The 25189-nt window shown below is 60.8% G+C and carries 26 protein-coding genes; 12 read left to right on the plus strand and 14 right to left on the minus strand.

Annotated features, from left to right (window positions below):
• Window positions 1-21: 21 nt before the first annotated feature.
• The gene (locus tag AC244Q_RS13215) at window positions 22-621 is read right to left on the minus strand and encodes a TMEM175 family protein (RefSeq protein WP_017994608.1); all 600 of its coding nucleotides are present in this window, start codon (window positions 619-621) and stop codon (window positions 22-24) included.
• Between the two features lie 38 nt (window positions 622-659).
• On the minus strand, window positions 660-1370 hold the full coding sequence (locus AC244Q_RS13220; protein WP_012758135.1) for an alpha/beta fold hydrolase: 711 nt from the start codon (window positions 1368-1370) through the stop codon (window positions 660-662).
• 162 nt (window positions 1371-1532) lie between these two features.
• On the opposite strand from AC244Q_RS13220, the gene AC244Q_RS13225 reads away from it, so the two are divergent.
• Window positions 1533-2153 carry a CGNR zinc finger domain-containing protein gene (locus tag AC244Q_RS13225; protein WP_012758136.1) on the plus strand — a complete coding sequence of 207 codons (621 nt, stop codon included), beginning with the start codon at window positions 1533-1535 and terminating at the stop codon, window positions 2151-2153.
• A gap of 187 nt (window positions 2154-2340) precedes the next feature.
• Complete coding sequence (locus tag AC244Q_RS13230) at window positions 2341-3030, plus strand: VOC family protein (RefSeq protein WP_128407676.1); 690 nt, start codon at window positions 2341-2343, stop codon at window positions 3028-3030.
• A gap of 270 nt (window positions 3031-3300) precedes the next feature.
• Here the strand turns inward: AC244Q_RS13230 and AC244Q_RS13235 are convergent, their stop codons facing one another.
• Window positions 3301-4185 carry a LysR family transcriptional regulator gene (locus tag AC244Q_RS13235; RefSeq protein ID WP_017994611.1) on the minus strand — a complete coding sequence of 295 codons (885 nt, stop codon included), beginning with the start codon at window positions 4183-4185 and terminating at the stop codon, window positions 3301-3303.
• Window positions 4186-4308: 123 nt separating this feature from the next.
• On the opposite strand from AC244Q_RS13235, the gene ampC reads away from it, so the two are divergent.
• A complete protein-coding gene (ampC, locus tag AC244Q_RS13240; protein ID WP_128407682.1) occupies window positions 4309-5466 on the plus strand; it encodes a class C beta-lactamase in 1158 nt (385 codons plus the stop codon).
• Window positions 5467-5589: 123 nt separating this feature from the next.
• Here ampC and AC244Q_RS13245 read toward each other — a convergent pair whose 3' ends face one another.
• Both AC244Q_RS13245 and AC244Q_RS13250 read right to left on the minus strand, forming a co-directional pair.
• On the minus strand, window positions 5590-6366 hold the full coding sequence (locus tag AC244Q_RS13245; protein WP_113548039.1) for a DUF1194 domain-containing protein: 777 nt from the start codon (window positions 6364-6366) through the stop codon (window positions 5590-5592).
• A 113-nt stretch (window positions 6367-6479) separates the two neighbouring features.
• Window positions 6480-7382: a LysR family transcriptional regulator gene (locus tag AC244Q_RS13250; protein ID WP_128407677.1), complete on the minus strand. Its 903-nt coding sequence runs from the start codon at window positions 7380-7382 to the stop codon at window positions 6480-6482.
• Window positions 7383-7575: 193 nt separating this feature from the next.
• On the opposite strand from AC244Q_RS13250, the gene AC244Q_RS13255 reads away from it, so the two are divergent.
• Window positions 7576-8301, plus strand: coding sequence for an SDR family NAD(P)-dependent oxidoreductase (locus AC244Q_RS13255; protein ID WP_113548037.1), 726 nt, complete (start codon window positions 7576-7578; stop codon window positions 8299-8301).
• Window positions 8295-8783: a RidA family protein gene (locus AC244Q_RS13260; RefSeq protein WP_012758143.1), complete on the plus strand. Its 489-nt coding sequence runs from the start codon at window positions 8295-8297 to the stop codon at window positions 8781-8783. Before AC244Q_RS13255 ends, AC244Q_RS13260 begins: the two co-directional genes overlap by 7 nt.
• A gap of 217 nt (window positions 8784-9000) precedes the next feature.
• On the opposite strand, the gene AC244Q_RS13265 is transcribed toward AC244Q_RS13260, so the two are convergent.
• Window positions 9001-9540, minus strand: coding sequence for a Pycsar system effector family protein (locus AC244Q_RS13265; protein WP_128407678.1), 540 nt, complete (start codon window positions 9538-9540; stop codon window positions 9001-9003).
• 128 nt (window positions 9541-9668) lie between these two features.
• Here AC244Q_RS13265 and AC244Q_RS13270 point away from each other — a divergent pair, with 128 nt between their 5' ends.
• Window positions 9669-13382 (plus strand): FecR domain-containing protein, encoded by a 3714-nt coding sequence (locus AC244Q_RS13270; protein WP_128407679.1) that lies wholly within the window; start codon window positions 9669-9671, stop codon window positions 13380-13382.
• A complete protein-coding gene (locus tag AC244Q_RS13275; RefSeq protein ID WP_128407680.1) occupies window positions 13382-15352 on the plus strand; it encodes a CHASE2 domain-containing protein in 1971 nt (656 codons plus the stop codon). The genes AC244Q_RS13270 and AC244Q_RS13275 overlap by 1 nt, the downstream gene beginning before the upstream one ends.
• Window positions 15353-15408: 56 nt before the next feature.
• Here AC244Q_RS13275 and AC244Q_RS13280 read toward each other — a convergent pair whose 3' ends face one another.
• Window positions 15409-16299 carry a LysR family transcriptional regulator gene (locus tag AC244Q_RS13280; RefSeq protein ID WP_113548035.1) on the minus strand — a complete coding sequence of 297 codons (891 nt, stop codon included), beginning with the start codon at window positions 16297-16299 and terminating at the stop codon, window positions 15409-15411.
• 172 nt (window positions 16300-16471) lie between these two features.
• Between AC244Q_RS13280 and AC244Q_RS13285 the strand changes: the two genes are divergently transcribed.
• On the plus strand, window positions 16472-17365 hold the full coding sequence (locus AC244Q_RS13285) for a DMT family transporter (RefSeq protein WP_012758148.1): 894 nt from the start codon (window positions 16472-16474) through the stop codon (window positions 17363-17365).
• A 31-nt stretch (window positions 17366-17396) separates the two neighbouring features.
• On the opposite strand, the gene AC244Q_RS13290 is transcribed toward AC244Q_RS13285, so the two are convergent.
• Both AC244Q_RS13290 and AC244Q_RS13295 read right to left on the minus strand, forming a co-directional pair.
• Complete coding sequence (locus AC244Q_RS13290; protein WP_113548033.1) at window positions 17397-17933, minus strand: GNAT family N-acetyltransferase; 537 nt, start codon at window positions 17931-17933, stop codon at window positions 17397-17399.
• Window positions 17934-17977: 44 nt separating this feature from the next.
• Window positions 17978-18766 (minus strand): nucleotidyltransferase domain-containing protein, encoded by a 789-nt coding sequence (locus AC244Q_RS13295; RefSeq protein WP_113548032.1) that lies wholly within the window; start codon window positions 18764-18766, stop codon window positions 17978-17980.
• Between the two features lie 246 nt (window positions 18767-19012).
• On the opposite strand from AC244Q_RS13295, the gene AC244Q_RS13300 reads away from it, so the two are divergent.
• The 3 genes from AC244Q_RS13300 (at window position 19013) to AC244Q_RS13310 (ending at window position 21529) form a co-directional block, all read left to right on the plus strand.
• Window positions 19013-19708, plus strand: coding sequence for a fumarylacetoacetate hydrolase family protein (locus AC244Q_RS13300; protein WP_113548031.1), 696 nt, complete (start codon window positions 19013-19015; stop codon window positions 19706-19708).
• A 10-nt stretch (window positions 19709-19718) separates the two neighbouring features.
• The gene (locus AC244Q_RS13305; protein WP_017994623.1) at window positions 19719-20249 is read left to right on the plus strand and encodes a gamma carbonic anhydrase family protein; all 531 of its coding nucleotides are present in this window, start codon (window positions 19719-19721) and stop codon (window positions 20247-20249) included.
• A 332-nt stretch (window positions 20250-20581) separates the two neighbouring features.
• Entirely contained in the window at window positions 20582-21529 is a 948-nt protein-coding gene (locus tag AC244Q_RS13310) for an IS110 family RNA-guided transposase (RefSeq protein ID WP_017995762.1), read from the plus strand.
• Between the two features lie 74 nt (window positions 21530-21603).
• Here AC244Q_RS13310 and AC244Q_RS13315 read toward each other — a convergent pair whose 3' ends face one another.
• The gene (locus tag AC244Q_RS13315; RefSeq protein WP_206641128.1) at window positions 21604-22311 is read right to left on the minus strand and encodes a methyltransferase family protein; all 708 of its coding nucleotides are present in this window, start codon (window positions 22309-22311) and stop codon (window positions 21604-21606) included.
• Between the two features lie 89 nt (window positions 22312-22400).
• A complete protein-coding gene (locus AC244Q_RS13320; RefSeq protein ID WP_003560747.1) occupies window positions 22401-22802 on the minus strand; it encodes a hypothetical protein in 402 nt (133 codons plus the stop codon).
• 328 nt (window positions 22803-23130) lie between these two features.
• On the opposite strand from AC244Q_RS13320, the gene AC244Q_RS13325 reads away from it, so the two are divergent.
• Complete coding sequence (locus tag AC244Q_RS13325) at window positions 23131-23502, plus strand: hypothetical protein (protein WP_012758153.1); 372 nt, start codon at window positions 23131-23133, stop codon at window positions 23500-23502.
• Window positions 23503-23598: 96 nt separating this feature from the next.
• Here the strand turns inward: AC244Q_RS13325 and AC244Q_RS13330 are convergent, their stop codons facing one another.
• The 3 genes from AC244Q_RS13330 to AC244Q_RS13340 all read right to left on the minus strand — a co-directional run bounded on the left by AC244Q_RS13330 (window position 23599) and on the right by AC244Q_RS13340 (window position 25078).
• Entirely contained in the window at window positions 23599-23991 is a 393-nt protein-coding gene (locus AC244Q_RS13330) for a DUF5071 domain-containing protein (protein WP_245459789.1), read from the minus strand.
• A gap of 5 nt (window positions 23992-23996) precedes the next feature.
• Window positions 23997-24413, minus strand: a complete 417-nt coding sequence (locus AC244Q_RS13335) for an ester cyclase (RefSeq protein WP_128407915.1) — start codon at window positions 24411-24413, stop codon at window positions 23997-23999.
• An 89-nt stretch (window positions 24414-24502) separates the two neighbouring features.
• Window positions 24503-25078: a transglutaminase-like cysteine peptidase gene (locus tag AC244Q_RS13340; RefSeq protein WP_012758155.1), complete on the minus strand. Its 576-nt coding sequence runs from the start codon at window positions 25076-25078 to the stop codon at window positions 24503-24505.
• Window positions 25079-25189 lie beyond the last annotated feature (111 nt).

A 25189-nucleotide genomic window follows, 5' to 3' on the forward strand; every position in this document is an offset into this window, starting at 1 on the left:
TGATTGGTATTTCCGGTCTGGTTATTCCGCCTGCCCTTGCTGGCGGCTGTTGAAGATCTCCGGCTGGAGATAGAGAACGAGGGCGCAGCAGATCAGGAAGAAGCCGAGGAGCGGTACGAAGGGAGCAACGAGCCCCGCCACGGCAAAGATCGCCAGGCCGATGAGCGTCCGCCGGCGCGCCAGGCGGCGGGCGGGTTCCGGCATGGCGCCCGCCTCGGCTTGCGCGAATATCTCGCGCTCGAACATCAGATAGGCAGCATTGACCAGCACGAAGACCGCGGCATAGACGGCAACCGGCATCGGCGCGAGGCCGGTCCTCGCCATCCAGGCCGTCGTGAACGGCAGCAGCGACACCAGGAAGAGGTGCACGAAGTTGATCCAGATCAGCCGGGTAGAGGCAAAGCGCACCAGCCGCAGCAGGTGATGATGGTTGATCCAGATGATCGCGATGAACAGGTAGCTCAGCGCATAGCTGACCAGGATCGGCCAGAGCGAAAGCACGGCTGATATGTCGGGAACCTTGGGCGCCTTGAGCTCCAGCACCATGATGGTGATGATCACCGCGATCATGGCGTCTGAAAAGGCGCTCACCCGCTCGGTCGTCATCTTCTCTCCGTGCATCTCGATTTCCTCCTCATCCCTTGTTTTGACAGTTGAATTCAGGCTGCCACCGCGGCGGCCGCCTCCCTGACGATGTCGAGCACGGCGGCAGGCGCCGTAACGATTGGCGTGTGATCGGCGGCGTGTGAGCGCACCCGCGCCTGCATGCGCTCGGCCATGAAGCGCTGATTGTCGGCAACGATCATCCGGTCCTGTTCCGCGATCAGGAACCAGGCCGGACGGTCCTTCCAGAGCGGGCGCGGCACGGGAACAGTGATGCAGGCCGGCGAGATCGGCCGCTGTACGGCGGCAAGCACCGCCTGCTCACCCGCCTCGGCATTCTGCGCGAATGCGGTGCTAAAAGCCTCTTGCGGCAGATAGATCAGGCCATGACTGTCGGGCGCGAGCTTCGGCGCCTTGGGGTGCGGCTCGCCGCGATAGAAGATATCGGCGACCGTCTCGCCTTCATCAGGTGCCAGGGCGGCGATATAGACCAGCGCCTTGACCTTCTCGTCCCGGGTCGCAGCGATCACCGCGCCGGCATAGGCATGGCCGACGAGAACCACCGGCCCGGTCACCCGCTCCAGCGTGTGCTCAAGGGCTGCGACATCGTCGCTGAAGGAGGTCAGCGGCAGCGGCACCGCGAACACGCTCAAGCCTTCGGCGGTGAGCGGCAGAATGATTTTTGTCCAGCTCGAACCATCCGCCCATGCGCCGTGGACAAATACGACATTCACACTGTTCGCGAGATTCACATTCTCGGGGGACATCAGCGTTCTCCTTGCTCTGCTAAAGTAACCTATCTAATGTATTTATGACGGTTACTCCCAGAGCGCATAACTTGTCAAGCGCCTTTTAAGAGGTTACATATCACTCATGTCTTCGAGAGACCGCCAGCGGTGCACATCGTGGCGACCGGAACAGGAGTTATGATGGACAACCGCTCACCTGCCCTTTTCGTCGGCGATGCGCTGGGACTGGATTTTTTGAATTCGATCGCCACTCCGGTCGATACGCCAGTCGACTGGATCGATGATGGCAAAGGCCTGCTGCGCTGGCTGGAGCAGGCGGGGCTCGTCCCCCATGCGACGCTGGAGGCAATGCGAGCGCAGGCGCTGCCGGGCGAACTCGACAAGGTCGCAGACCAGGCAAGGAGCCTGCGCGAATGGTTCCGGGATTTCGTCCGCAGCCACAAGGGCCACCCTCTTCCGGCAAATGCCCTGGAGGAGTTGGAGCCGCTGAACCGCCTACTCGAACGTAACGAGGGCTTCAGCCGCATCATCGCAGGACATGCCGATGCCACACTCGCACTTCAACCAATGCGCAAATGGCGCGCACCCGATGCGCTGCTGCTGCCGGTCGGCGAGGCGCTGGCGCAATTCGTCTGCACCGAGGATTTCTCCACGGTGAAGGCCTGCGAAGGGCCGGCCTGCACGCTGCTCTTCGCCGACCACACCCGAGGCCACCGGCGGCGCTGGTGCAGTATGGCGATGTGCGGCAACCGCGCAAAACAGGCAGCTCACCGGCATCGGCTGAAGGCGGATCATGAGTGACGCGCCGTCTGCGGGATCTTCGCATGGCCAGGCCGGGATCTGCCTTCAACAGGAATGGGCGTGGAATCCGCCAACACCGGCCAAATCGGACAGAATAATTGATTCGACGGCCTCACCGCGCTGTGGTCCACTGGCCAGCGACATGTATCGCCATTCTTAACGCATCCAAAACGCCAAGGAGCTGAAGATGAGCAATGCCATGCGCAGTGAACCCCCCATTGAGACCCCGAGAACACAGCCCGTCGACACCAAGCTCGAGGTCGTCGTCATCCCTGTTTCCGATGTCGACCGCGCCAAGCGTTTTTACGACGGCCTGGGTTGGCGGCTCGACGCCGACTTCGCCAATGATGCCGATTTCCGTGTGATCCAGTTTACCCCGCCCGGCTCCGGCTGCGCGATCATCTTCGGCAAGAACGTCACCGCCGCGCCACCCGGCTCGGCCCAAGGCCTTTACCTTATCGTCTCCGACGTCGAGGCCGCCCGCCGTGATCTGATCGCCCGCGGCGTCGAGGTGAGCGAAGTGTTCCATGACGCGGCCGGCGTCTATGCCGGCAAGGACGAACCATACCTGTTCGGGCGGCTCCGCATTGCCGGCCGCGATCCCGATCACCGCAGCTATCGCTCCTTTGCCTCCTTCAAGGATCCCGATGGCAACGGCTGGCTGTTCCAGGAAGTCACCACGCGCCTGCCGGGACGCATCGACGCCGACGGGACGACATTCACGACCTCGACCGATCTCGCGTCAGCCATGCGCCGTGCGGCGACCGCGCACGGCGAACACGAGAAGCGAAACGGCGGCAAACACGACGACAACTGGCCGGACTGGTACGCCGAATACATGGTCAGCGAACAGGCCGGCAAGCAGCTACCTCTATAGGCGGTGACATCCTCTGAGAAGTAAGGGAACTTCGGTATGGCGCGCGCCATACCGAAACGCTTTATCGTGTCTTCGCCTCACCAATCTCACCGGTCTCCTTGCCGACGTCAGGATGTCCCCCACCCTCTCGCTGTTGCAGTCAACCGATTATCCCGTCGGCTATATCGGCCCGGACGTCGGATATGAGTCCGCCTCGCGCATTGCGGCTTCGCGCCGGCCCCATCCGCGGGGCGCAGACCGAAGTCGGATATTGGGGTGCGCCGGAAGCCTTCATTGAGATGCGGGAGACTTCTGCGACGTTATCCAATCGGAAAATGCAAGCATGGCTGCTGTTGGCGGCCTCGATTGCAGCCGGGTAAGCCAATAGCTCCCCAATGATATGGTCGTCGGAAAAGGTTGTCTAACAGCCCCCGAGGATAGATGTCTGGAAAACATCGACGGCGGTGCCAGAGCGATCCCCAGTCCTTGCAGGGCCGCTTCCATCATGGCGAGGGAAGAGTCGAAAACGATACCGGCGTTTATCTGTGCCGCCGGAGGGACGTCCGCTGCGGTAAACCACGTGCTCCACTCGTCCGCCCTATAGCTCCGCAAAAGCGTCGCCTCGACCAGATCTGCAGGCGACTTTAAACGCTCGGCCAATTTGGGTGTGCACAGAGGAGAGAGCGGAGCGTCGAACAGACGCAGCGCCTCTGTGCCGTGCCAGGAGCCGCTGCCGAAGCGAATGGCAAAGTCCAGTCCCTCGGCCGCCATATCGACGCGATTATTGTTAGTCGAAACGCGCACATCAATGAACGGATGTTGCTGTTGAAAATCCGAAAGCCTTGGCAACAGCCAGCCGACGGCAAACGTCCCGACCACGCCCAGGAACAGCAATTCCCGAACCTGCCCGGCTTCAATCCGGTCCAGCATGATCGCCATCTGATCGAAGGAATTGGTCAAGGTCGGCAAAAGAGCTTCGCCTTCTGCGGTGATTTTCAAGCCCCTCGGGAGACGCTGAAAAAGGGCAGCCCCCAATCGCTTCTCCAGGCTTTTGACCTGCTGGCTGACAGCGGCCTGGGTAACACAAAGCTCGATCGCGGCGCGGGTGAAGCTGAGATGTCTCGCCGATGCTTCGAAGGCCCTCAAGCCATTTAAGGGGAGGAATTGCCGAACCATCTTAGCCCTAGATTTTCTTGGATCTCCTCCGAGATATCATCGTTTGCTGCCGCAAAACAGTGCCATTAAATGCCGTCCTCATGCGCCTTTGCGCTGATGAAAAGCTGCCTGCGGAGGATGAAAATGAATCGTAATTGGATAAAAATTCTATCGGCCGCATTGGTCTCGACATGCATTTCCACAAGTGGCCTTGCGGCTGACGCGCTGAAACTGAAAGCCATCTCGGACGCCGCGATAAGACCAATCATGGATAAATACGGCATTCCGGGCATGGCCGTTGCCATCGCCGTTGACGGGCAGAACCACATCTTCAACTACGGCGTCGAGTCGAAGGACACGAACAGGCCCGTCAGCCCGGCGACCATGTTCGAACTGGGATCGATCAGCAAAACCTTTACAGTCACCCTCACCTCCTACGCAGACGTGACCGGCCGACTTTCGCTGTCGGACAAGGCAAGCAAATATCTGCCGGCGATGAAGGGAAGGCCGTTCGGCGATGTCGTCCTGACGGATTTGGGCACCCATACGGCTGGTGGATTTCCGCTTCAAGTTCCCGATGAATTCAAAACCGAGAAGCAACTGATGGAGTATCTCGCAACCTGGAAACCCTCATATGCCGCCGGAACGCACCGGACATACGCCAATCCAAGCATCGGGATGCTTGGATATATAACGGCGAAAAGCATGAATGACGGTTTCGTCGCTTTGATGGAAGGCAAATTGTTTCCCTCCCTTGGATTGAAAAGCACGTTTATTGATGTGCCGAAATCGCGGATGGCGGATTATGCCCAAGGCTACAAGCGGAACGGCGAGCCGGCGCGGATGACACCTGCCATTCTTTCGTCCGAGGCCTATGGCGTGAAATCCACAGCAAGCGACATGATCCGGTTCATCGACGCGAACATGGGACTGGTCGAACTGGGCGATAAGCTCCAGCAGGCGATCAATAACACGCATAGGGGATACTTCGATGTCGGCGCGATGACCCAAGACCTTATTTGGGAGCAGTATTCCTATCCGGCGACGCTGACGACGTTGTTGGACAACAATTCCAGCGCGATGCTGAAGACCATTCCCGTCAAGCAACTGACGCCCGCAATGGAACCGCGCGAGGATGTCTGGATCAATAAAACCGGCTCAACGAATGGTTTCGGCGCATATGTCGCGTTCATCCCGAAGGAGCGGCTCGGCATCGTCATTCTGGCCAACAAAAACTATCCCAACGAGGATCGCGTCTCTGCCGCTTACCGGATACTGACTGATATAACGTCGGCGCGCTGACCCGGTGGAGCATGATGCCGAAAAGTGTACGCGGTTTTCGGACAACATCATGCTCTAACTATCTAATTCAGAACAGGATTGAGATTTTAGGCCGCCCCGGCCTAAAATCATCCTGTTCTGGCATCAACGGTCGAAGATGTCCCGCCATTGCTTCTCACCGATCAGGCAGTCGGCGCCCGTCTCGGCGCCGGCTGTTTTCTGCACCGTCGCCGGCGGGGATAGGCCACTGATCTCCAGCACCAGCTTGCGGCGCACGGCAACGGCGAAATCCTCGATTTTGCGGACCGGCAGCACGAAGGCGCCGGGACCGCCGATCACACAATCCGCATAATATTTGTCGAGCCCGTTGGGTGCATCGGAGGGCCGCAGCATGATGGCGAGACCATTGATGATCATGCCGGCTTCTACCGCCTTGTCGCGGGCGGGGGTGACGGGATTGCCGGAATTGTTCGGCCCATCGCCGGAGACATCGATCACCTGGCGCCTGGACTGAAAGGGACTGGAAACGATCATGCTGGCGCCCTGGGCGATCGCGGTGGAGATCGATGTGCGCCGCTGCGTGGCAATCGGCCGGGCTTCGAGTTTATCGGCAAAAGCGATCGCATCCTCCTCCGTCTCGATCACCTGCCAGTCGATGACGGAATCCTGAACGACATAGCCAGCCCATTCGAAATAGCTGATGGCGATGCGGCCGGTCAGCCCGTCCTTCACCGCGTCGATGAATTCCTTGTGCTTGAGCGCTTCGACATAACCCTCGCGCTGGATGCCGATCTCCTCGAAGTCCATCGACCGCGAGGTGTCGACGGCAAGCACGAGGGTCACATCGACCTCGCTTCCCCCCGTCTGCGCGATGGGCACGAGGCCGGAAAGACCCATAAGCACCGCAAGTGTCGTCAGCATTGGCAATCCAATCCCTGCGCCATCCAAGCGGGAGAACTCTAACACAGCTTGGCGGACGCTGGACGCTCGCCCGCGCGTGCAGCTTCAATTTTCGGTGATGGATCGGAAGGCCTTCAATGCAAGGGAAGCCACAAGGGAGTATTCCATGCCTTCAGCGCCTCAAGAAAGACCTGCAATCGGGAGGGCAGGAAGCGGCGTGTGGGATAGACGGCGTGCACGAAAATTTCCTCGGACGACCAGTCCGGCAGCAGGCGGATGAGTTCGCCTTTTCTGATCTGCTCGTCGCAATAGGTCGAAGGCAGCAGGCCGATGCCGTGTCCGCGATAGGTGAAGGCGCTTACCGCGTCGAAATCCCGGCTCGATATCGGCCCCGACACATGCAGGTGAACCGATTTGCGACCGCTCACCAGATGCCATTCCGCCTCGCCGTTGCGGCCATTCAAGAGCACGCACTGATGGTCCTTCAGCTCTTCGGGCTTCAAGGGAAGCACCCTGCCCTTCAGATAGTCCGGTGCGGCGACCAGATAACGCACGCTCTTGCCGAGCCGCTGCGCGACGATGGTTGAATCCTTGAGGTCGCCGAAGCGGATGGCGAGATCGATGTTCTCCGCGATCAGATCGAGGAACAGGTTGGTGACGAAGAGGTCAACCTGGATCTTCGGATAGGTCTTCTGGAAAGCCGAGACGAATTCGTAGAAGACCTCCTGTCCGAAGATGACTGGCACGGAGATCTTCAGCAGACCTTCCGGTTTTCTCTGTGTCTCGGTGAGCGCGTGCTCGGCGTCGAGAAGATGGGCGAGCGGTTCGCTGCACCTGTCGTAATAGGCCCGGCCTTGCGCGGTCAGGCTCAGTTTGCGGGTCGTGCGCTGTATAAGCGTCACGCCGAGCTGCTCCTCCAGCGACGTCACCTTCCGGCTGACGGTCGATACCGGCATGCCGAGGGAATGGGCAGCACGGCTGAAGCTACCGTACTGCGCCACTTTCACGAAAACCGCGATGTCGTTCAGATCAGCCATGTTCTGATTTTTGCATGGATGCAAAAGAGAATCCAGATATTTCCATCTAATCGAGTAATGGAGTTTTCGCCATATTCACCTTGCGAAAACAAGACAACCCGATGGAGGCGCGTTCGCAGCAGCCCCATCTCGAGCGACCCCGCCTTTGCAACCGCAAGGCCCGCGTTGCCCGAACCAGATTATGGAGATCAGCATGACTACGAGAAAAACAGTCATCGTGACGGGCGCCTCCCAGGGTATCGGAGCGGGCCTCGTCAACGCTTTCATCCAGCGCGGCTACAATGTCGTTGCTACCTCGCGCCAGGTCAGCGTCTCGGAGGCTTTCCAAGCCTCGGACAGACTGGCGCTTGTCGATGGCGACATCGGCGATGCCGAAACCGCAGCGCGGGTGGCAAGGACAGCAATCGACCGGTTCGGCTCGATCGACGCACTCGTCAACAATGCCGGCATTTTTCTAGCCAAGCCGTTCGTCGAGTTCACCATGGCCGACTTCCAGAAATTGTCCTCGACCAATCTCGAGGGCTTCATCCATCTGACCCAACTGGTCGTCGGACAGATGCTCGCGCAGAAAACGGGCGGTAGCGTCGTCAGCATCACTACGCCATTGACCGATCATCCGATCGCCGGCTTCTCTGCTTCAGTCTCGATGATGACAAAGGGCGGCATCAACGCCATCTCCAAGAACCTGGCGATGGAATATGCGAACGAGGGAATTCGCTTCAACATTGTCGCTCCTGGCGTGGTGGACACGCCGCTGCACAAGGACAATCCGAAGGATTTTCTGAAGACGCTGTCGCCGATGGCAGGCATATCAAACGTCGAGGAGATCGTCGACGCAGTCGTCTTCCTCACCGAAGCGCCGCGCGTAACCGGGGAGGTGCTGCACGTCGACGGCGGCGCACATCTGGGCAGATGGTAGACCATGCGAAAGCGCAGGCAGCCGGCGCGGAACGACGGCTGCAGGAACTCGGCATCACACTTCCCCCGCCGCCGACGCCCTTTGGGGCCTATGTCGAAGCGATAAGGACCGGCAACCTGGTCTTCTTCAGCGGGATGCTGCCGGTCGTCGGCCACGAGCCGCGGTATATAGGCCGCGTCGGCGGCGCGCTGACGGCCGAAGACGGCCGGCAGGCGGCTGAAACGGCAACGCTGAGCGCGCTCGCAGCCGCCAGGGACTATCTCGGCTCGCTGGACAGGGTCGTCAGGGTCGTCAAGCTCGGCATCTATATCGCGACCGAAGGCGATTTCCGCGACCATCCGAAGGTCGCGGACGGCGCATCCGAAATGCTGCTTGCGGTCTTCGGCGAGGAGAAGCTCTCCGGCCGCGTCGTGCTCGGCGTCGCTAGCCTGCCTTTAGGTGTGCCGATCGAACTTGAACTTGTCCTTGAGGTCGAGGGCTGAATGGGGGCGGTACCGGCGCGGCATCGTCCGAGGTCCCTTATCCTGAGGCGCGTAGCCCGCAGGGCGAAGCCTCGAAGGACACGCTCCGGCACTGCTCCTTGCATCTACCGACCGCCGGCGCACCCGCCTCGTCCTTCGAGGCCCCTGCGGGGCGCCTCAGGATGAGGCTCTCGTGAGCGCGGCCGCGGCCGACCGATAAGCTCAAAGCATCACACCCTCACACCGCCACCAACAGCAGCACATAGGCGATCACGCTCACCATCAGCCCTCGGAACGCGAAGGTGACGCAGCGGTATTTGCTGCGGGCGATAGCAGAGAGGATGTTGGCGTTTTCGAGATATTGGTCGAAGAGGTAGCGCTCGTCGCGCCGCAGTGCCGCCTCGAAGAACAGGTCGCGATGGTTCTGCCAGGCGCCCCAGAACAGCGAGGTAGATGTGTCCAAACGGCGCGGCAGCACGACGAGGATCGCCGATAGGATGGAAAAGACCGAGGCGGCGGCAAGCAGGCCCGAGAAGAGCATGCTCCCTGGCGCCCCGGTCGCGTAACGCGCCAGGCTGAAGACCGCCCTCACCTCGCTGGAACTCACCAGGAAGGCCAGCATAAAAGTAAAGATATAGGCGGCTTTCTGGTCTGAGATCTTGATCTGATCGTAGAATATGTCGTTGATTTTCTTGATATGGTCAAAATACCCGACACCAATGTCACCTGTCGACGGTTCGCTTGGCATAAGTTCAGTTGCACTCTCGAATTCGCTCACATGAATACTCCACCCAACAAGTGTTTCCCTGATATTACACTTCACAGAGAATTCAAGAACACGTGTGCAATGTGCTTGACTTTTCTTTTCTACATGGACAAAGGGGAAGCGGGAGTTGGGGTTGGGTCATGCTGGGTCGCTGGAAAAACATCTGTCGCGCCGGGGTGGCGCTTGCGCTTGCCGTGCCGGGCTTTTCGCCGGCCGCGGCTGACCCGGTGCAGCGTGCAACACCGGTGGCCGGTTCCGTCATCGCCCGCAAGACCGGCGAAGAAGTCCGCTTCATCGACGTGTCGAACTGGCGTGTCGTCGACATCAATCAGGATCTGCTGACCGGCGACGTGCTGCGCACCAACGCCAACGGCCAGCTCGCCATCGTCTTTTCCGATCACACCCAGGTTCGCCTCGGCCGCAATTCCTCGTTGCAGGTCAAGAAGATGGCCGCGAGCGGCGACACGACGCTGGAGCTGCAATCGGGAACGATCTGGGCGCGCGCCGAGCGCGGCGGCCAGGGCCTGACGGTGGAAACGCCGGCCGCCGCGGCCGCAATCCGCGGCACCGACTGGACGATGACGGTCGAGGGCAACAAGACTTCGATGATTGTGCTCGAGGGCCGCGTCGCGCTCAGCAACCCGCAGGGCAGCGTCGAGGTGAACGAGGGCGAAGGGGCTGTGGCGACCATCGGCCAGGCGCCGAGCAAGATCATCAGCGTCAATCCTGACGACCGAGAACAGATGCTCTTCTATCTTGACCTGCGCGACGGCTTCGACCTGATGCCGACTTCGCCGCTACGGGCCGACCGCATGGCGACCGAACGCCGCCGCCTGTTGGCGCTGCCGCCGGAACGCCGCACGACCGAAGACTGGCTGGCACTTGCCGAAGTTCAGAGCGCCTTCGACGGACGCCGGGCTGCAGCGGCAACGCTGACGAATATCCGCGACCGCAAACTGACGGCAGCCCAGCAGGCGCGCGTCGACCTGATCGACGCCACCATCGCCGGCTCGGAAAAGCGTTATGGCGATGCCGCCAAGCTCTTCCAGAAGGCCCTGCCGCATCTCGACCCGACACGCCGCAACATGGCGCAATATGGCGGCTATTTCGCCCGCTCGCTGGCCGAGCCTGCCCATGCCGAACAGCCGCCCGCGAATACCACCGGCCCCTATGGCGCGATCATGCAGGCCTATACGACAGGCTTCCTAAAAAACCCACACGCAGCGCTCGAGATCATAAAGAAAGCGGAGCAACGCTATCCCGATGATCCGACCCTGCCGGCGGTCCGCGCCCAGTTGGCGGAGCTCACCGACGACCGTGAGCAGATGAAGGAAGCGATAGAACGCTCGCTGTCGCTCGACCCTGACCATCCGATGGCGCTCTCCGCCCGCGCGAGTTACAAGGCGGTCTATCAGAGCGACGTCAACGGCGCGCTTGCCGATCTGAACCGCGCCATCGAACTTGCCCCCGGCGGTTCAGGCACGCTGAATTCGCTCGGCCTGCTGCAGAGTTCGCGCGATGCTAATGGCGAAGCGGAAAAAGCCTTCAAGGAGGCGATCGAGCTCGATCCGCAGGACCCCTTGCTGCGCGCGAATCTCGCAATCCTCTATCTCGATCAGGGGCGCATGAAGGAAGCCAAGCACGAGATCGACACGGCAATTGCGCTCGATCCATCCTTCGATATCGCCCTGCTCGCCCGCGGCCGATACTACCTGCAAACTGGCGAGCGCGATAAGGCGCTGCAAGATTTGCTCGCCGCCAGCACCGCCAACCCGGCGCATTCGCAATCACAGCTGATGCTCGCCGCCGCCCATTACGAAAAAGGCGACCGCATTCCTTCCCAGCAGGCGCTCGACAATGCCGACCGGCTCGACAAGAACGACCCGGTTATCTCGGCCTTCCGCACCGCCGTCGATATCGACGATTACGACGCCGACGGCGCGATCCGCAACGCGCAGGAATTCCTGCGCCGCTCGCGCGCCCGCGGCGGCGATTACAGCTCGCTCGGCGCCAATGCGAGTGCTGGTTCTACGCTCAACAACGCCTTCCGCCTGCAGGGCCTAGATGCCTGGGGCCGCTATTACGGCGATGCCGTCTTCGATCCCTTCAGCGGCACCGGTTATATCGATCAAACGATCAAGGGTAGCATCTTTCCTTTCGTCAACGCGACCAGCTTCAGCGACGACAATATCATCCAAAACCGCGGCAACGCGTCGAGCTACTCATCCTTCATCCAGGGCCTGTTGCTTTCGCCGCACATGCTTTCCGGCCGCTCGCGCTCGGCAACGCTGTTCGATGTCCCCTTCATCGAAGGCTCGCTCGGCGGCGGCATCAACAGCGTCGACGGCCACACGAGACGCATCGGCGAGGCCGATATCCAAGGTTATTCGAACGCGACGATCCCAATCAGCTTCTATGGCAACCTGACCTGGGAAGAGCTGGCGCTCGACCGCGACTACCAGGATTTCGGCGGTGTCCAGACGGATAACAAGCTGCTAAGCGCCAACGGTTATCTGACGGCAACGGTCACACCTGATGATCGCGTGGTAGCCTTCGTCAACCACGGCAAGAATGATGGAGCGCTGAGCGCCTTGTCGTCAAACACCGGGTTCATGGAACTCGTGTTCCGTGTCCCTATCCCTCTGCCTCTCTACACGACAGAGGAGACTGTACGAGAAAGCACATATGCCGGCATCGGCTGGAGCCACACTTTTGCGTATGAAAACGTGTTGAATGGAGCGCTGCTTTATTCAGGAAGCAAATCGAATACCAGCAGCGTGCTTGATGTCGACCTGGACCCAGTGTTTATCGGCAGAGGGGTTCCCTTCATCATTCCCTTTGCCAGCGTCACTCAGGAAAGCGAATCCCAAACCTATATCGGCGCTTTGAGCCATTCCATAGGTGCCGGGCCTTTGACATTTCGCTACGGCATCGAAGGCGGCTGGATGGATGCCAGCAGCACCGTCGATACGACGCTTCTGGGCTTGACGGCGCCCCTCGATCACAATGAGAACACCATCGATATCGGCCGCGGCTATGTCGATGTGCTACATGAGATCACGCCGGATCTTAAGGGCGAATACGCCTTGTTTGCCACGCGCCTGGAGGGCGACGGCATCGATATCACCCGGCTGGAGCCGCGCTTCGGCCTCGCCTGGGCGCCGGTTCCAAACCACTGGCTGCGTGCTGCCTTCATGCGTCAGAGCTTTGATATTGGGATTCCGACCCTTGCCCCCATCGGCGTTCTCGGGCTGCAAGCCAACCAGTTTTCCACCAATCCGCGAGGTTACACGGATACGGTCGCCCTGCAGTGGGATGCCGAATGGACCGACCGCTTCTTCACCTCGGTCGAGTACCAGCACCAGGAGCTGCATGATTTCTCGATCGATTTTCCGCTGATCTCGCTTCCCTCGGATAGCAGCCTGCCGATCTCGCGCGGCAGCATCGATCGGGCTGCCGTCACAGCAAACGTCGTGCTCGGCCATGGTTTCGGCCTTTCGGCTACCTATGCCTACATGGATTCGGAAAACCGGGATCCACTTGAGCCGATCTATGGCGGCCCTCTTCCCTTCATACCGCAGAATTCAGGGCAGATTGCGCTGACCTGGGTCAACGAAGCCAAGGTCAAGGCGACGGTCGCCGCCAACTATATCGGCGAGCGCGACGGCGATCGGTTCGGCACCAAGCTCGACGATTACTGGAGCCTCGACGCCCACCTGATCTGGGAACCGTTCGACAAGCGCATCGAGCTGGAGGCGGCCGCCTATAACCTGCTCGACGAGGACTTCGAGATCACCCCCGGTGTGCCCGGCTGGGGCCGCGCCTTCAAGGGCACGCTCAAAGTCCGCTTCTGATGCGGCTGCGGGACAAACCTCGGCAGGCCAGTCACACCAGGGGCCGCCATCTCAGGCTGCTCGTGCTGTCGCTGACGACGCTGATCGCCATCTCGCTGCTGTCGCGCCTGCCCGCCTGGTCACTGCTCGAGCTCAGAAGCTTCGACTATCTCTCGACCGTCGACGATCCCCGTCCGCCACCCGGCGGACCCGTCATCGTCGCGATCGACGAACCCTCGCTTGCCGATATCAACGCGCAATGGCCCTGGCCGCGCAGTCTTCATGCCCAGCTCGTCACCCAGTTGCGCGCCGCCGGCGCCCGCGTCATCGGCTTCGACATCATCCTGGCCGAACCCTCGACGCCGGAGAACGACAACGCGATCACTAACGCCGTCGGCCCGGATGTCGTCCTTGCCGGCGACGAGACGTTGATCGAGACGCCGCAGGCCTCGCAACTGATCCGTGCGACACCGCTGCCGCAGTTGACCGAGGCAGGTGCCGTGACTGGCATCGCCTCCGTCGAACTCAGTGGCGACGGCACCTTCCGGCGTATTCCGGGCTATGAGGACGGCTTTGCCGCCATGCTGGCCAAGGTCGCCGGCGTGGCCCCCGAGACTCTGCCCGCCGGCCGGCTCATCCAGTCCTTCGGCCCCGCCCGCAGCTATCCCACCGTCTCCTACTACCAGGCGCTCGACCCGAAGAAGCTGCTGCCGCCGGATTATTTCAAGGACCGTGTCGTGCTGGTCGGCCTCAGCCTGCAGAATGCGCCGGCGATCGACAAAGGTGGCGTCGATGCCTTTGCGACGCCCTACACGGTTCATACCGGCAAGCTCGTCTCCGGCGTCGAGATCCAGGCGACGATCTACGACAATATCCGCAGCGGCCTGTCGATCGCGGAAGCCCGGCTGCCGACGGTCGCTGCCTGCATCCTGATATCGGTGCTGCTGGCCGCCACCACCGTCTGGCGCTCGACGGGATGGCTGACGATCGTAACGAGCGCGGCGGCGCTGCTCGCCTTCGCCGCCGTCAGTGCCGCCGGTATGCGGCTAACCCATATCTTCGTCTCGCCGCTTGGGCCGACGGTCGCCTATATCTCTGTCGTCTTCGGCCAGGCCGCCTTCGATTTTGCCGAGGAGCGCCGCAACAAGCGCCAAATCACCCGCGCCTTTGCCCAATATATCTCGCCCGATCTAGTCAGGCGCCTGTCGAGCGATCCCTCGCAGCTGAAGCTCGGCGGCGAGCGGCGCACCCTCTCGGTGCTTTTCTCAGACGTACGCGGCTTCACCACCATCGCCGAGACGCTGAAGGACGACCCCGAGCAGCTGACCGGCCTGATCAACCGGCTGCTGACGCCGCTTTCCGACGTGGTGATGGACCATGGCGGGACGATCGACAAATATATGGGCGATTGCATCATGGCCTTCTGGAACGCGCCGCTCGACGATCCCGATCATGCCCTGCACGCCGTCAAAGCCTCGCTTGCCATGCAGGCGGCGATATCGAGCCTTAACCGCGAGCTCGAGCAAGAGGCGGCGATGCGGGGCGGCAGGCCGCATGTGTTGAAGATGGGCGTCGGCATCAACACCGGCGAATGCATCGTCGGCAATATGGGCTCGACCCGCCGCTTCGACTATTCCTGCCTCGGCGACAGCGTCAACCTCGCTTCGCGTCTCGAAGGCGCATCGAAGAATTATGGCGTGGCGCTGCTGCTCGGCGAGGAGACCGCAAGGCTGGTCGCCGGCATCTACACCGTCGTCGAGCTCGACCGCATCATCGTCAAGGGCCGCACCGCGCCCTCGCCTGTCTATACCGTCGTGCACAAGGCCGAAGCCGAAGCCCTCGCCGCCCATCGGGCTCTTCTCGAGGCGAAATACACCGGCACGCTTGCGCCATCCGACCCCGCTTTCGACAGGCTGGCCGCCGATATCCCAGGGCTTTCCGGCTACTACGCGATCATGCGGGATGCGTTGGCCGGATCCAGTGAGGAATGACCATCACTTTCGGGGGGCGAATGCCACCGGCAGCTCTGCGTCCTAAGGGCGGCAAATCAGCTCGCCAAGGTCAGGCCGCCGTAACGACTGACTTCATTTTCGATTTCTGCGACCAGAGTATCGAGCGCAGGATTTCGCGCCTTACGGGCCCGACGCACCACATAGGCCAGGGCGGGAGGCGTGGGCAGCCGGTTGGTAATGATATCCATCGCGGGACGCAGGTGGCGCCCGTTCAGAAGCGCCACACCCAGGCCTGAGGTGACTGCCGAGACGATTCCGGCGGCGCTGGTGCACTCAAACACCGTCTCGAAAAGGGTGTCGTCATCTTGGCCGATATCGAGTGCCCATTGGCGATAGAAGCATTCGTCGTCGAAAGACAGGAATGGAATCGGACCACTCGGTGGCAGAGCCAGGTCGGAATGTTTCACCCAGTAGAGCTGCTCCCGGAAAAGCACGATATCGGTCGGGCGAACCTCATGGGCAAAGATCTGCACGATCGCAGCGTCGAGCTCTCCTTGCTCCAGCATCGCCCGTAGAACCAAACTCATCCTGACCTTGGTGCGCACGGCGACATCAGGATGGAGGCGGCGAAACCGGCCCAATATGCGGGCGAGATCGGTACACGTGGTGTCCTCGGTCAGCCCGAGGGCGATGCGTCCTGCGAGCGGCGTTTTCGTCAGGCTGAGAAGCGCTTCGTCATGAAGACCGAGAATGCGTTCGGCGTAAACCAGCAAATCCTCGCCGGCGGCTGTGAACACAGGCGCTCCCGGCTTGCGGCTGAGAAGATCACAATCGAGGCTGACTTCAAGCCGCTTGATCTTGTGGCTGACAGCCGATTGCGACAGGCCCAGCGCCTCGGCAGCGCGAGTGATGCCGCCATGACGGCGAACGGACCACAGGACCCGTAGCGCGTCTATTTCCAATCGTCGGCTGTTGAGTTCGGTCAAGGCAGGCACTCTCCGCTGACTATGCTGCAAAGCCTATGCATGGAGGTGGTGACGTTGGCAAGCCACCATCGATAAATCAATCATCCTGTCATGTCGTCATCGAAATTTGTCATGTGCGAGGTCGATCCCTTTGGCCTATGGCTGAGCAGAACGAAATCAAAATGAGTATCCCATGACGGATGAAGTTCTCGCTCGGCGTGCGCCAAATCACCGCTTCTTATGGCCCGTTCTGGCGACGCTTCTGGTGATCAGCTGGAGTTCCGGTTTCGTCGGCATCCGTTACGCCAGCGAGGAGGCGAGCGTCATCCTGGTCTTGTTCTGGCGCACCTTTCTGTCGGGACTGACACTGCTGCCCTTCGCGCTGACCATTGGGCCGAGGATGCATCTGCGCATTGTGCTGGGCCAGATGCTGTTCGGCGTGATGTCAGTCTTCCTCTATCTCGGCGGATTCGCTCTCGCCATCGAGCAGCGCGTGCCGACGGGGCTGGTCGCACTGATTTCTGACCTCTTGCCGCTGGCGATTGCGTGCCTGTCGCAACCCCTCCTGGGCGAACGGCTGACGCAGCGACAATGGCTGGGGACGGCAATCGCCGTGGCGGGCGTTCTGCTCGTTTCGCTCGAAAGCCTGAGCTTCGGCGAGGCCCCGCTCTGGGCCTACGGGCTGACGGCCGGCTCGATGCTGGTCTTTGCCCTCGCCTCCGTTCTCTACAGACGGCGGCGCGAGGCGCATATGCCTGTCCATCAGAGCCTTTGCATCCAGACCCTGACCGGCTCGGCCTTGTTTTCGTTCTGCGCCTTCATGCAGGGCAACATGATCCCGCCGATGAGCGTCGATTTCGCCATCGGCATGGCATGGCTCGTGCTGATTGCGACCTTCGCTGCCTATTCGGTCTACTACACCAGCCTTCGACTGTTCCCCGTGGCGCAGGTCAGCGCCGCGATCTACCTCAGCCCGCCTGTCACCATGTTATGGGCCTGGGCTCTATTTTCCGAGCCGCTGACGGCAACGATGTTCATCGGGCTGGCGGTGACACTGGTGGGCGTCTGGATGACCTCGCGAGCGTGAACGCTTGTGCGGATGCGATCGGCGTTGCCACTTAAGCCCAGAAACTGCCGGTGGCGTACATGTTGGTCGGCGCCCCGTGCAACATCACCTCGCGCTCGAAGATGAAATCACATTTTTCGAGAATGCGTTTCGAAGCGGCGTTGGCGGTGCGAACCAAGCCGACTACCCGCTCTGTCTGCAGATCATTAAAGGCAAACGCCAGGGTTTCCCTGACCAATTCCGTGGCATATCCCTGTCCCCAGCTTTCGGGTTGCAGATGATAGGAAAGATTGAGGCCATCAAACTCCTGGGAAACGGTCACGCCGCCGAAACCGATCAGCACACCGTTCGCCTCAACGGCCCAACGCCCGAACCCGTGATCTTTCCAATGCCCGATGTCGCGCGCAAGCCGCGCTGCGCTTTCCGCCGGCGTATCAGGCCGGGGCACCGGTCGGTGTGCGACCAATTCCGGCCGCGAAAAAAGTCGGGTCAGGAAATCGATATCCCCTTCCACGGGGATTCTGAGGCGCAATCTGGCGGTACGCCTTGCTGCCGACTGCAAGGCGCCCTTGAATTCGTGCTCAAGCATCTTCCATCCAATTTTCAAAATGCGGCAACGTCACTGATACCAAATTATTCCAGGCGGCGCGCTTCCAGCGGCGCGTCCTGCCTGAATCCGTCGAAATAGCGACCACCATGCAGGGCAAGCTCCCGATCGGCCAAAGCCAGGAACCGGGCGCCGTCACCCGCGGCCGCCAGACTGAACGCCGCGTCGAATTCGGCCGCCAATTGCGCGTCGAGCTCCCTCATCAGACGGGGCGCCCACTTTCCCCGGCCAGCCCACGCGCCACGTCCGAGAAGCATCAGGTCGGCGAGCTTCTGATAGAGCAGCGCCGCGATGGCGGCGATCTCTTCGGGTGGGCGCGTTCCTCGCAGATCGTCGGCCAGATCGGTGACCTGATAGCGCAGCAAGTCGTAGTCTGCCCCGGCAAGAGGTTTCGGTCCTGCGGCCAGCATACTTGCCGCCTTTGCCTGGATGACGCGCGCGCTGTCGATATCCGATCCCATTATACAGCCCGTCGTGACCATGTTGGCCATGATGGGATAGCCGCTGTCGGCATCCTGATGGAGATAATGCGCCAGTGTCTGCGGATCGTGGACGAAGACCTCGACCGGGAAACCGTCCTCAGTGAACGATTCCGGCCGGGCTCTTTCGAGAGACGGGAACACGACGACCAGATCGATATCCGAAAAGGTGGTGCCTTCGCCGCGCATGATGGAACCCGCCGCGTAGGCAAAAGCAGCCCCAACATAGCGGCTGGCGACACAGTGGCGGGCGGCGGCCAGAGCCCGCTCCGCCAGAATATTTTTCCGGATACCATCCACGATCTCGTCCTCGAATGCGGGCGCGGGCGGGAACAAAAAACCCGCTCGTCACCGGCGGGTTGGTCTTAGCAGCTATGAACGGAATTCAGTTCAAGCGTCTACACCCACCGCGGCGCGGTGGTCGTAGACGTCATCGAAATTGCAAAAATCCTGCTCATGACCAAGGTTAACCCGCGACTGTGACAGCGTCAATGCACCGAAGCCGGACGCCAAGGACGCTTCCCCGGCGCGATGTTTTCCGTCTAAGATGGCGCAAGACTCGTAAACAGGAAGAGCCCGCCAATGTCCGATCCCGTCACCGTCATCCCGCTTCCGCAACCGGTGCTGCTGCCGGTCGAGGGCAGCGCCGAGCGTTTTCCGGTTCGCCGCGTCTATTGCGTCGGGCGCAACTATGCCGACCATGCGATCGAGATGGGCCATGATCCCAGCCGCGAGCCGCCCTTCTTCTTCCAGAAGAATGCCGACAACTTGCTGCCAGCGGGCAAGGCTTTTCCCTACCCGCCGCTGTCATCAGACGTGCATTACGAGGTCGAGTGCGTGCTGGCGCTGAAATCGGGCGGCGCGAACATCGAGGCCGCGGACGCGCTCGACTGCGTCTACGGCTATGCCGTCGGCATCGATTTCACCCGCCGCGATCTACAGGGTGAGGCAAAGAAGCTCGGTCGTCCCTGGGAGGTCGGCAAGGCCTTCGAACATTCCGCTCCGGTTTCACCGATCGTTCCGGCAAGCCGCCTCGGCCACCCCGCTGAAGGCAAGATCTGGCTGGAACAGAACGGCAAGCGCGTGCAGGACGGCGATCTCAACCAGATGATCTGGAAGGTGCCGGAGATCATCGCCGAACTGTCGAAGCTCTTCACTCTTGCAGCCGGCGATATCATCATGACCGGCACGCCCGCCGGCGTCGGCGCGGTGGCCAGGGGTGATCGCATCAATTGCGGCATCGACGGCGTCGCCACCCTATCGGTCGAGGTCGTCTGAGGAGAAAGCGATGCCCGTCTACGCACTTGGCGGATCGACGCCGAAACTGCCCGCCGCCGGCCTCTATTGGATCGCACCGGACGCCAATATCATCGGCCAGATCGAGCTCGGCGAGAATGTCGGCATCTGGTTCGGCGCCGTGCTGCGCGGCGACAACGAGAAGATCACCGTCGGCGAAGGCACCAACATCCAGGAAGGCGTGATGGCCCATACCGACATGGGCTTCCCGCTGACGATAGGCAAAGACTGCACCATCGGCCATCACGCCATCCTCCACGGCTGCACCATCGGCGACAACACGCTGATCGGCATGGGTGCGACCATCCTGAACGGTGCGAAGATCGGTGACAACTGCCTCGTCGGCGCCAATGCGCTGGTCACCGAGGGCAAGCAATTCCCCGACAACTCCCTGATCGTCGGAGCACCCGCCCGGCTCGTGCGTGTGCTGGACGAGAAGGCTGTCGAGAGCATCCGCCGCTCGGCGGAAAACTACGTGGCGAATTGGCAGCGGTTTGCGCGGGATCTCCGGCAAATCAGTTGATCGGGCAACGCGACCGGTGGCCAGCCCCGTCCTTCGAGGCCCCTGCGGGGCACCTCAGGATGAGGCTGGAGAGAGGGCACGGGTGAGAGAAGAGCAACAGATGACGGTCGCGAATTCATCAGCCTGCAGACACATCCATAGCCTTCCAACGACACGGCACACCGATCAGCCCTCATCCTTGTACGTTGCCGTTGCTGTATAAAGGGGCTGTGCGGCGGGGATGCGTGTCATCCTTGGGTCTTGAACTCGTACCTCAGCAAGCATCTCCGTCGCCATGTCTTCACTCGAACGGTTGGTTGGGCTTCGAGCCCGCGTTGCAAGGAGGAGCAGTCATGCATATCCAGCAATCTTTCATGGTCGGTATCGATGTCTCGAAGGCCCATCTCGACGTTGCCGTTGAGGGCAAACGCGCCGTTGTCCGCTTCGACAACAATGCGCCAGGCTGTGCCGCACTCACTGCGGCAGTGGCCGGCGCAGAGCTTGTCGTCGTCGAGGCGACCGGCGGTTACGAGATGGCAATCGTCAGAACGCTTATGGCCGCCGGTATTGCCGTCGCCGTCGTCAATCCCCGCCAGGTGCGCGACTTCGCCAGGGCCAGCGGTCGTTTGGCCAAGACCGATCAGGTCGACGCCCGCGTCACGCTCCACTTCGCCAGAGCGATGCGGCCGGCACAGATCCCCCATATCGACGACGGCCGCATCGCGCTTGCTGCGCTTGTCACCCGCCGTCGCCAACTCATCGACATGGCGGTCGCCGAGAAGAACCGCCTCGAGCATGCGCCTGAGGCCGTCGCAGCGCTGATTGGCGAGACCCTCGCCGCCCTCAAGGCCCAGCTCGCCCGCGTCGATGCCGCCATCGCGCTCGCCATCGAGGCCGAGCCCGACATGGCCGCACGCCGCAATCTGCTGCTGACCGTGCCGGGCATTGGCGAGGTCAGTGCCGCCGTGCTCATCGCCGAACTGCCCGAACTCGGCGCCATCGACGACAAGAAGCTCGCAGCCCTCGTCGGCGTCGCCCCCATCGCTCACGACAGCGGCACATGGCGTGGACAACGCCATATCGCCGGCGGCCGCGCCACCGTCAGATGCGCCCTCTATATGGCTACGCTCTCGGCCATCCGTTGCAACCCGGCCATCAAGACCTTCCACAAAAGGCTGCGCGACGCGGGCAAACCGCCCAAGGTCGCCATCGTCGCCGCCATGCGAAAGCTCATCATCATGATCAACACTATTCTTAAAAGACGAACCCCATGGAACCAGCCCCAACAACACGGTTGCTGAGGTGCGCAGGCCGAGGGCCGGAGCCTCGAAGGACGGGGGCGGGTGATTATGCCCCTCTCCGCCCGCCAAAGCGCTCACCACACGCCCGGAATCCAACGCCACCGCACGCGCGCCATATACTCCTCATACCCCTCGAGCCCCTTGTGCAATTCTGCCTCCTCCCCCAGCGTCCGGCCGAAGAGGACGATGATGAGCAGGCCGGCGGGAACCAGCGCGTAGAGCGATCCAAGCGACAGCGCCATGCCGACGCTGAGCACGATGGCGGTTGCGTATCCGGGATGGCGGATTACGGCGTAGGGTCCGCTGTCGATCACTTTGTGGTCACGGTCGGTCTGAATGCGCACCGTCGGCTCGAAATGCCGGTTGACCGATTGCGCCCAGGTCAGGCCGAGATAACCTGATGTCATCAGCAGATAGCCGATGAGGACGACCCAATCGGGCTGCGGCGCCCAGTGGAACCGTCCGTCGTCGAATGCACCGACCGGAAAAATGGCGGCAAAGAGAATGATCGTCAGCGTCGCCACCACGGCGTCCCAGGGTTTGGTACCCTTCTGGTATCGGCTGCGCGCCGCAAACAGCTCCGGATTCGTCCGCCGGATCCAGATGAGCGCGACACATGTCAGCACAAGGTACAGGCCGAGAAAAATCCACCCGCGCGGCCAGTCGAGCGTGCCCGCCGGCCAGAACAGCGCGGCAAACATGACGGCAATGGTGATGGCGAGCGATCCGAAAGATGGAGCCGCGGCGAATGAGTGACCGGGCCGAGTGTCCCGCTGCGTCATGATCGCTCTCCATACCATGACAGCGCCGCGCGTCCTTTTAGACGCGCAGAAGGACGCTGAACATGGCGGATTTCGTTGAAAAAATCACGTTACTCGGCGGCTTCGAGAAACAGGCTGTTTCGTGAAGATGAGGCAAGTGCCTGAACCCTGGCTTCCGCCTTGGCGATCAGTTGATAGAATTCGTCCTGCGCTTCGACGTCCAATTGAATGACGGCATTGACGTCGTCGGGCGTATCGCAAACGCAGGCGACCGCAGAAATCGGACAGATACCGCCGGGATAGCGTCTGCCGGTGCCCGTATAGGCGCGACGTCCCCAACGCTCGGAATAAACCGTCTCTTCCCGCTCAAGCTGCAGAATCGTTCCCTTGCAGGCGGTCACGATAGCCGCCTTGCCGTAGGCGAACCAGTGATAGTTCAGCCTCCGGAGTATATATTTGCCGGTGATATCTTCGCCAGCCAGTTCGGCAGGGTTTTCAATCATTCTAATCATGACGGCTTCCTCAACGTTTAAACAATATCCGTCATGTCTTCGCGCGCAGCAAGTCAAAAAACGCTGCTTTTGGAGACACTTAGTCACAAAGTGTTTCCGATTCTTACATTAACCACGCGCCGATCACCCCTTGTGCACACAATTCCTCGTCGAATTTCCCGCTACCTGCTACCGATTTCGTCATTCCGAGGTGGCAGTCACGTCGATGTCCCCTTGTGTTTTTCGGCGCGGGCTCGATATGTCTCCCTGATTGGTCCGAAGAACGCACCGTTTTTCATCCCAAGAAGCGGCCGACTGCTTCGCTAGTTGGTCACCGCAGGAGAGTTTCATGGTCGACGCGATCAACCCCATCTCCGCCACCGCCGCGCCCGAACCCGCCAAGGTCGGCACCAGCACCTCGATCGACTCCGAACCAGACAACGCCTGGGTCGCCGCCCGCCAGTCGCAGATCACCGCCGATCAGTTGGCAGCAAAGAGGGCCGTGGAGAAGGAAGCCGCAGCCGATCTCATTCCGCACGCGGATCTGATCGTCGACGACGAGGAGCACCCGCAAAAGCGGCACCGGCATGCGGCATCGGAAGAAGGGGAAGAGGCCGGCGAACAGGCGGAACAGCCGGCCTTGTCAGGCGAAAGCGATCGGATCGGCACCCGCAATTTCGACGACGACACGCCCTTCGGCGAGCGCGTCGCCATCATCTGATCAAAAGCGCACCAAAATCGCGCCTCCACATCACATTGATGGCATTCATCTTCAACTTGGCCCCGAGCAGACGATCAGCAACAGCGATGCCGGAAGCTATGAATGCAAGCGCTGAAGCGCTTCACGTGCCAACTCGTCGACCCCTTCCAACTGGTCCGCCTTGCTCGGTTGATCCGCCAGCTTCCGGAGGTCGCCCTCAAGCGCTTCAACAACCTCCATCGACAGCTTTTCGACGATCAGTTGAAAGCAGAAATATTTTTGAGGGGAGTCATCTCCTCGGAGAACGCGCGACACCGGGTCAACAATTGGCATTCCGAGTGAGACGAGAAAACGAGCCAGAGGTGGAGCAATAGGCCAGTTGCCGTCCGCCGTCCACGCCAGCAAGTCATCCAGGATCGGAGCGATCGCAGGATAACCAGCGCTCTCGATACCAGAAAGAGCGGCAACGTCGTGCTTGTCACGAGGGACGAGGCTCCTTGCATCGAACACGCCAATCACTCCATCTTGTTGGGCCTCTCCCCACCCCGAAGCTGGGCTTCGATTGCCACTTTGTCGATGGCCGACCAGACCTCGACGATCTTGCCGCCGCGAAATTCGTAGATGACGTTCTCGGTGAAGGAAAGGCGCCTGCCGTTCACATCGAGGCCGAGGAATTTTTCCTTCGGCCTGCAATCGAAGCCGAGCCGGCAGGCGATGTATGGCGGATCGCAAAGAAGCATCAGCACCTTGAAATAGAGATCGGGAATCTCATCGAAGTCCCGCTCGAGCATGGCGACGTAACCCGACAGCCCGAGGCGCCGACCGTTATGAACTGCATCGTCGCCGACGAACTGCCCGAGATTGGGCCAGTCCTGCCTGTTCAGGCAGGCGATGTAGCCGCGGTATATCTTCGCGAGTTCGGTTTTCGTCACGCGATCGTCCCTGGCTTGGATTCTCAGGCAAAGATAGCGCCGGCATCTGCACTTGCCAGCGGCGAGCGCGCCGCCTCGAGACTTTCAGTTCAAGAGAACTCGCCTGCACGGGGACCAGCAAGCGTCACGCGCCAGCCCGTTCGCGATTGGAAATCCTGAGTGGCCAGAAACGTATAGCCCGTGGTGCGCCAGAGCCTGACGGCGCTGGTCAGATTGTCGAGCACATAATCGCCGCCGTCCGTCCGGGCAATGAGAACGACATGGTTTTGATCGTGCGGTCCAATCACCACGGAAAGCGCCAACCTGTTCGATGGAAAACCAGCTTCGATCAGGTCCTTCATCTTCTGGAGAGCGTAGTCCTCACAGTCCCCACGGCCGGCAACCGGCAGAGACCAAACATCCTTATTTCGGGAAGACGGGCGATCTTCCGCGGGAATGATACGTCCATTTACGGCACGATTGACCTTTTGAAGTAGCGCTGTTCCTGCCTGATCATTCAGCTGTTGCGCCGCCATCCTGCCGCACAGCCACTTGTACTTGGCGCAGGCTGCGGCGAATCCCACGGGTGCGCCGATGCTTCGCGTCACAGGAAGCGATGATCCCGCAACCGCTTGAAAATGCAGAAGAATGAATAAAAAGGCAGCGAGCGAAAAGAGGCGCTTCATAGCCGATTCCTTTTATTTGTTGCGAAACAATAACATAGGCACAATAAAAATTTAGTAAAATTTTATACTTGAGAATTTAACTGTATTAGATGAATTAGACTGATTAACCAT

Source organism: Rhizobium sp. CB2179 (assembly GCF_057653455.1).

What these genes read in the sequence shown, in the direction of transcription:
- AC244Q_RS13260 (WP_012758143.1), top strand. Translation starts at nt 8,295, where the DNA reads ATGGTAGACCATGCGAAAGCGCAGGCAGCCGGCGCGGAACGACGGCTG.
- AC244Q_RS13325 (WP_012758153.1), top strand. Translation starts at nt 23,131, where the DNA reads ATGGTCGACGCGATCAACCCCATCTCCGCCACCGCCGCGCCCGAACCC.
- AC244Q_RS13230 (WP_128407676.1), top strand. Translation starts at nt 2,341, where the DNA reads ATGAGCAATGCCATGCGCAGTGAACCCCCCATTGAGACCCCGAGAACA.
- AC244Q_RS13320 (WP_003560747.1), bottom strand. Translation starts at nt 22,802, where the DNA reads ATGATTAGAATGATTGAAAACCCTGCCGAACTGGCTGGCGAAGATATC.
- AC244Q_RS13300 (WP_113548031.1), top strand. Translation starts at nt 19,013, where the DNA reads ATGTCCGATCCCGTCACCGTCATCCCGCTTCCGCAACCGGTGCTGCTG.
- AC244Q_RS13235 (WP_017994611.1), bottom strand. Translation starts at nt 4,185, where the DNA reads ATGGTTCGGCAATTCCTCCCCTTAAATGGCTTGAGGGCCTTCGAAGCA.
- AC244Q_RS13255 (WP_113548037.1), top strand. Translation starts at nt 7,576, where the DNA reads ATGACTACGAGAAAAACAGTCATCGTGACGGGCGCCTCCCAGGGTATC.
- AC244Q_RS13285 (WP_012758148.1), top strand. Translation starts at nt 16,472, where the DNA reads ATGACGGATGAAGTTCTCGCTCGGCGTGCGCCAAATCACCGCTTCTTA.
- AC244Q_RS13340 (WP_012758155.1), bottom strand. Translation starts at nt 25,078, where the DNA reads ATGAAGCGCCTCTTTTCGCTCGCTGCCTTTTTATTCATTCTTCTGCAT.
- AC244Q_RS13225 (WP_012758136.1), top strand. Translation starts at nt 1,533, where the DNA reads ATGGACAACCGCTCACCTGCCCTTTTCGTCGGCGATGCGCTGGGACTG.
- AC244Q_RS13250 (WP_128407677.1), bottom strand. Translation starts at nt 7,382, where the DNA reads ATGGCTGATCTGAACGACATCGCGGTTTTCGTGAAAGTGGCGCAGTAC.
- AC244Q_RS13245 (WP_113548039.1), bottom strand. Translation starts at nt 6,366, where the DNA reads ATGCTGACGACACTTGCGGTGCTTATGGGTCTTTCCGGCCTCGTGCCC.
- AC244Q_RS13290 (WP_113548033.1), bottom strand. Translation starts at nt 17,933, where the DNA reads ATGCTTGAGCACGAATTCAAGGGCGCCTTGCAGTCGGCAGCAAGGCGT.
- AC244Q_RS13275 (WP_128407680.1), top strand. Translation starts at nt 13,382, where the DNA reads ATGCGGCTGCGGGACAAACCTCGGCAGGCCAGTCACACCAGGGGCCGC.
- AC244Q_RS13220 (WP_012758135.1), bottom strand. Translation starts at nt 1,370, where the DNA reads ATGTCCCCCGAGAATGTGAATCTCGCGAACAGTGTGAATGTCGTATTT.
- AC244Q_RS13315 (WP_206641128.1), bottom strand. Translation starts at nt 22,311, where the DNA reads ATGACGCAGCGGGACACTCGGCCCGGTCACTCATTCGCCGCGGCTCCA.
- AC244Q_RS13310 (WP_017995762.1), top strand. Translation starts at nt 20,582, where the DNA reads ATGCATATCCAGCAATCTTTCATGGTCGGTATCGATGTCTCGAAGGCC.
- ampC (WP_128407682.1), top strand. Translation starts at nt 4,309, where the DNA reads ATGAATCGTAATTGGATAAAAATTCTATCGGCCGCATTGGTCTCGACA.
- AC244Q_RS13215 (WP_017994608.1), bottom strand. Translation starts at nt 621, where the DNA reads ATGCACGGAGAGAAGATGACGACCGAGCGGGTGAGCGCCTTTTCAGAC.
- AC244Q_RS13270 (WP_128407679.1), top strand. Translation starts at nt 9,669, where the DNA reads ATGCTGGGTCGCTGGAAAAACATCTGTCGCGCCGGGGTGGCGCTTGCG.
- AC244Q_RS13305 (WP_017994623.1), top strand. Translation starts at nt 19,719, where the DNA reads ATGCCCGTCTACGCACTTGGCGGATCGACGCCGAAACTGCCCGCCGCC.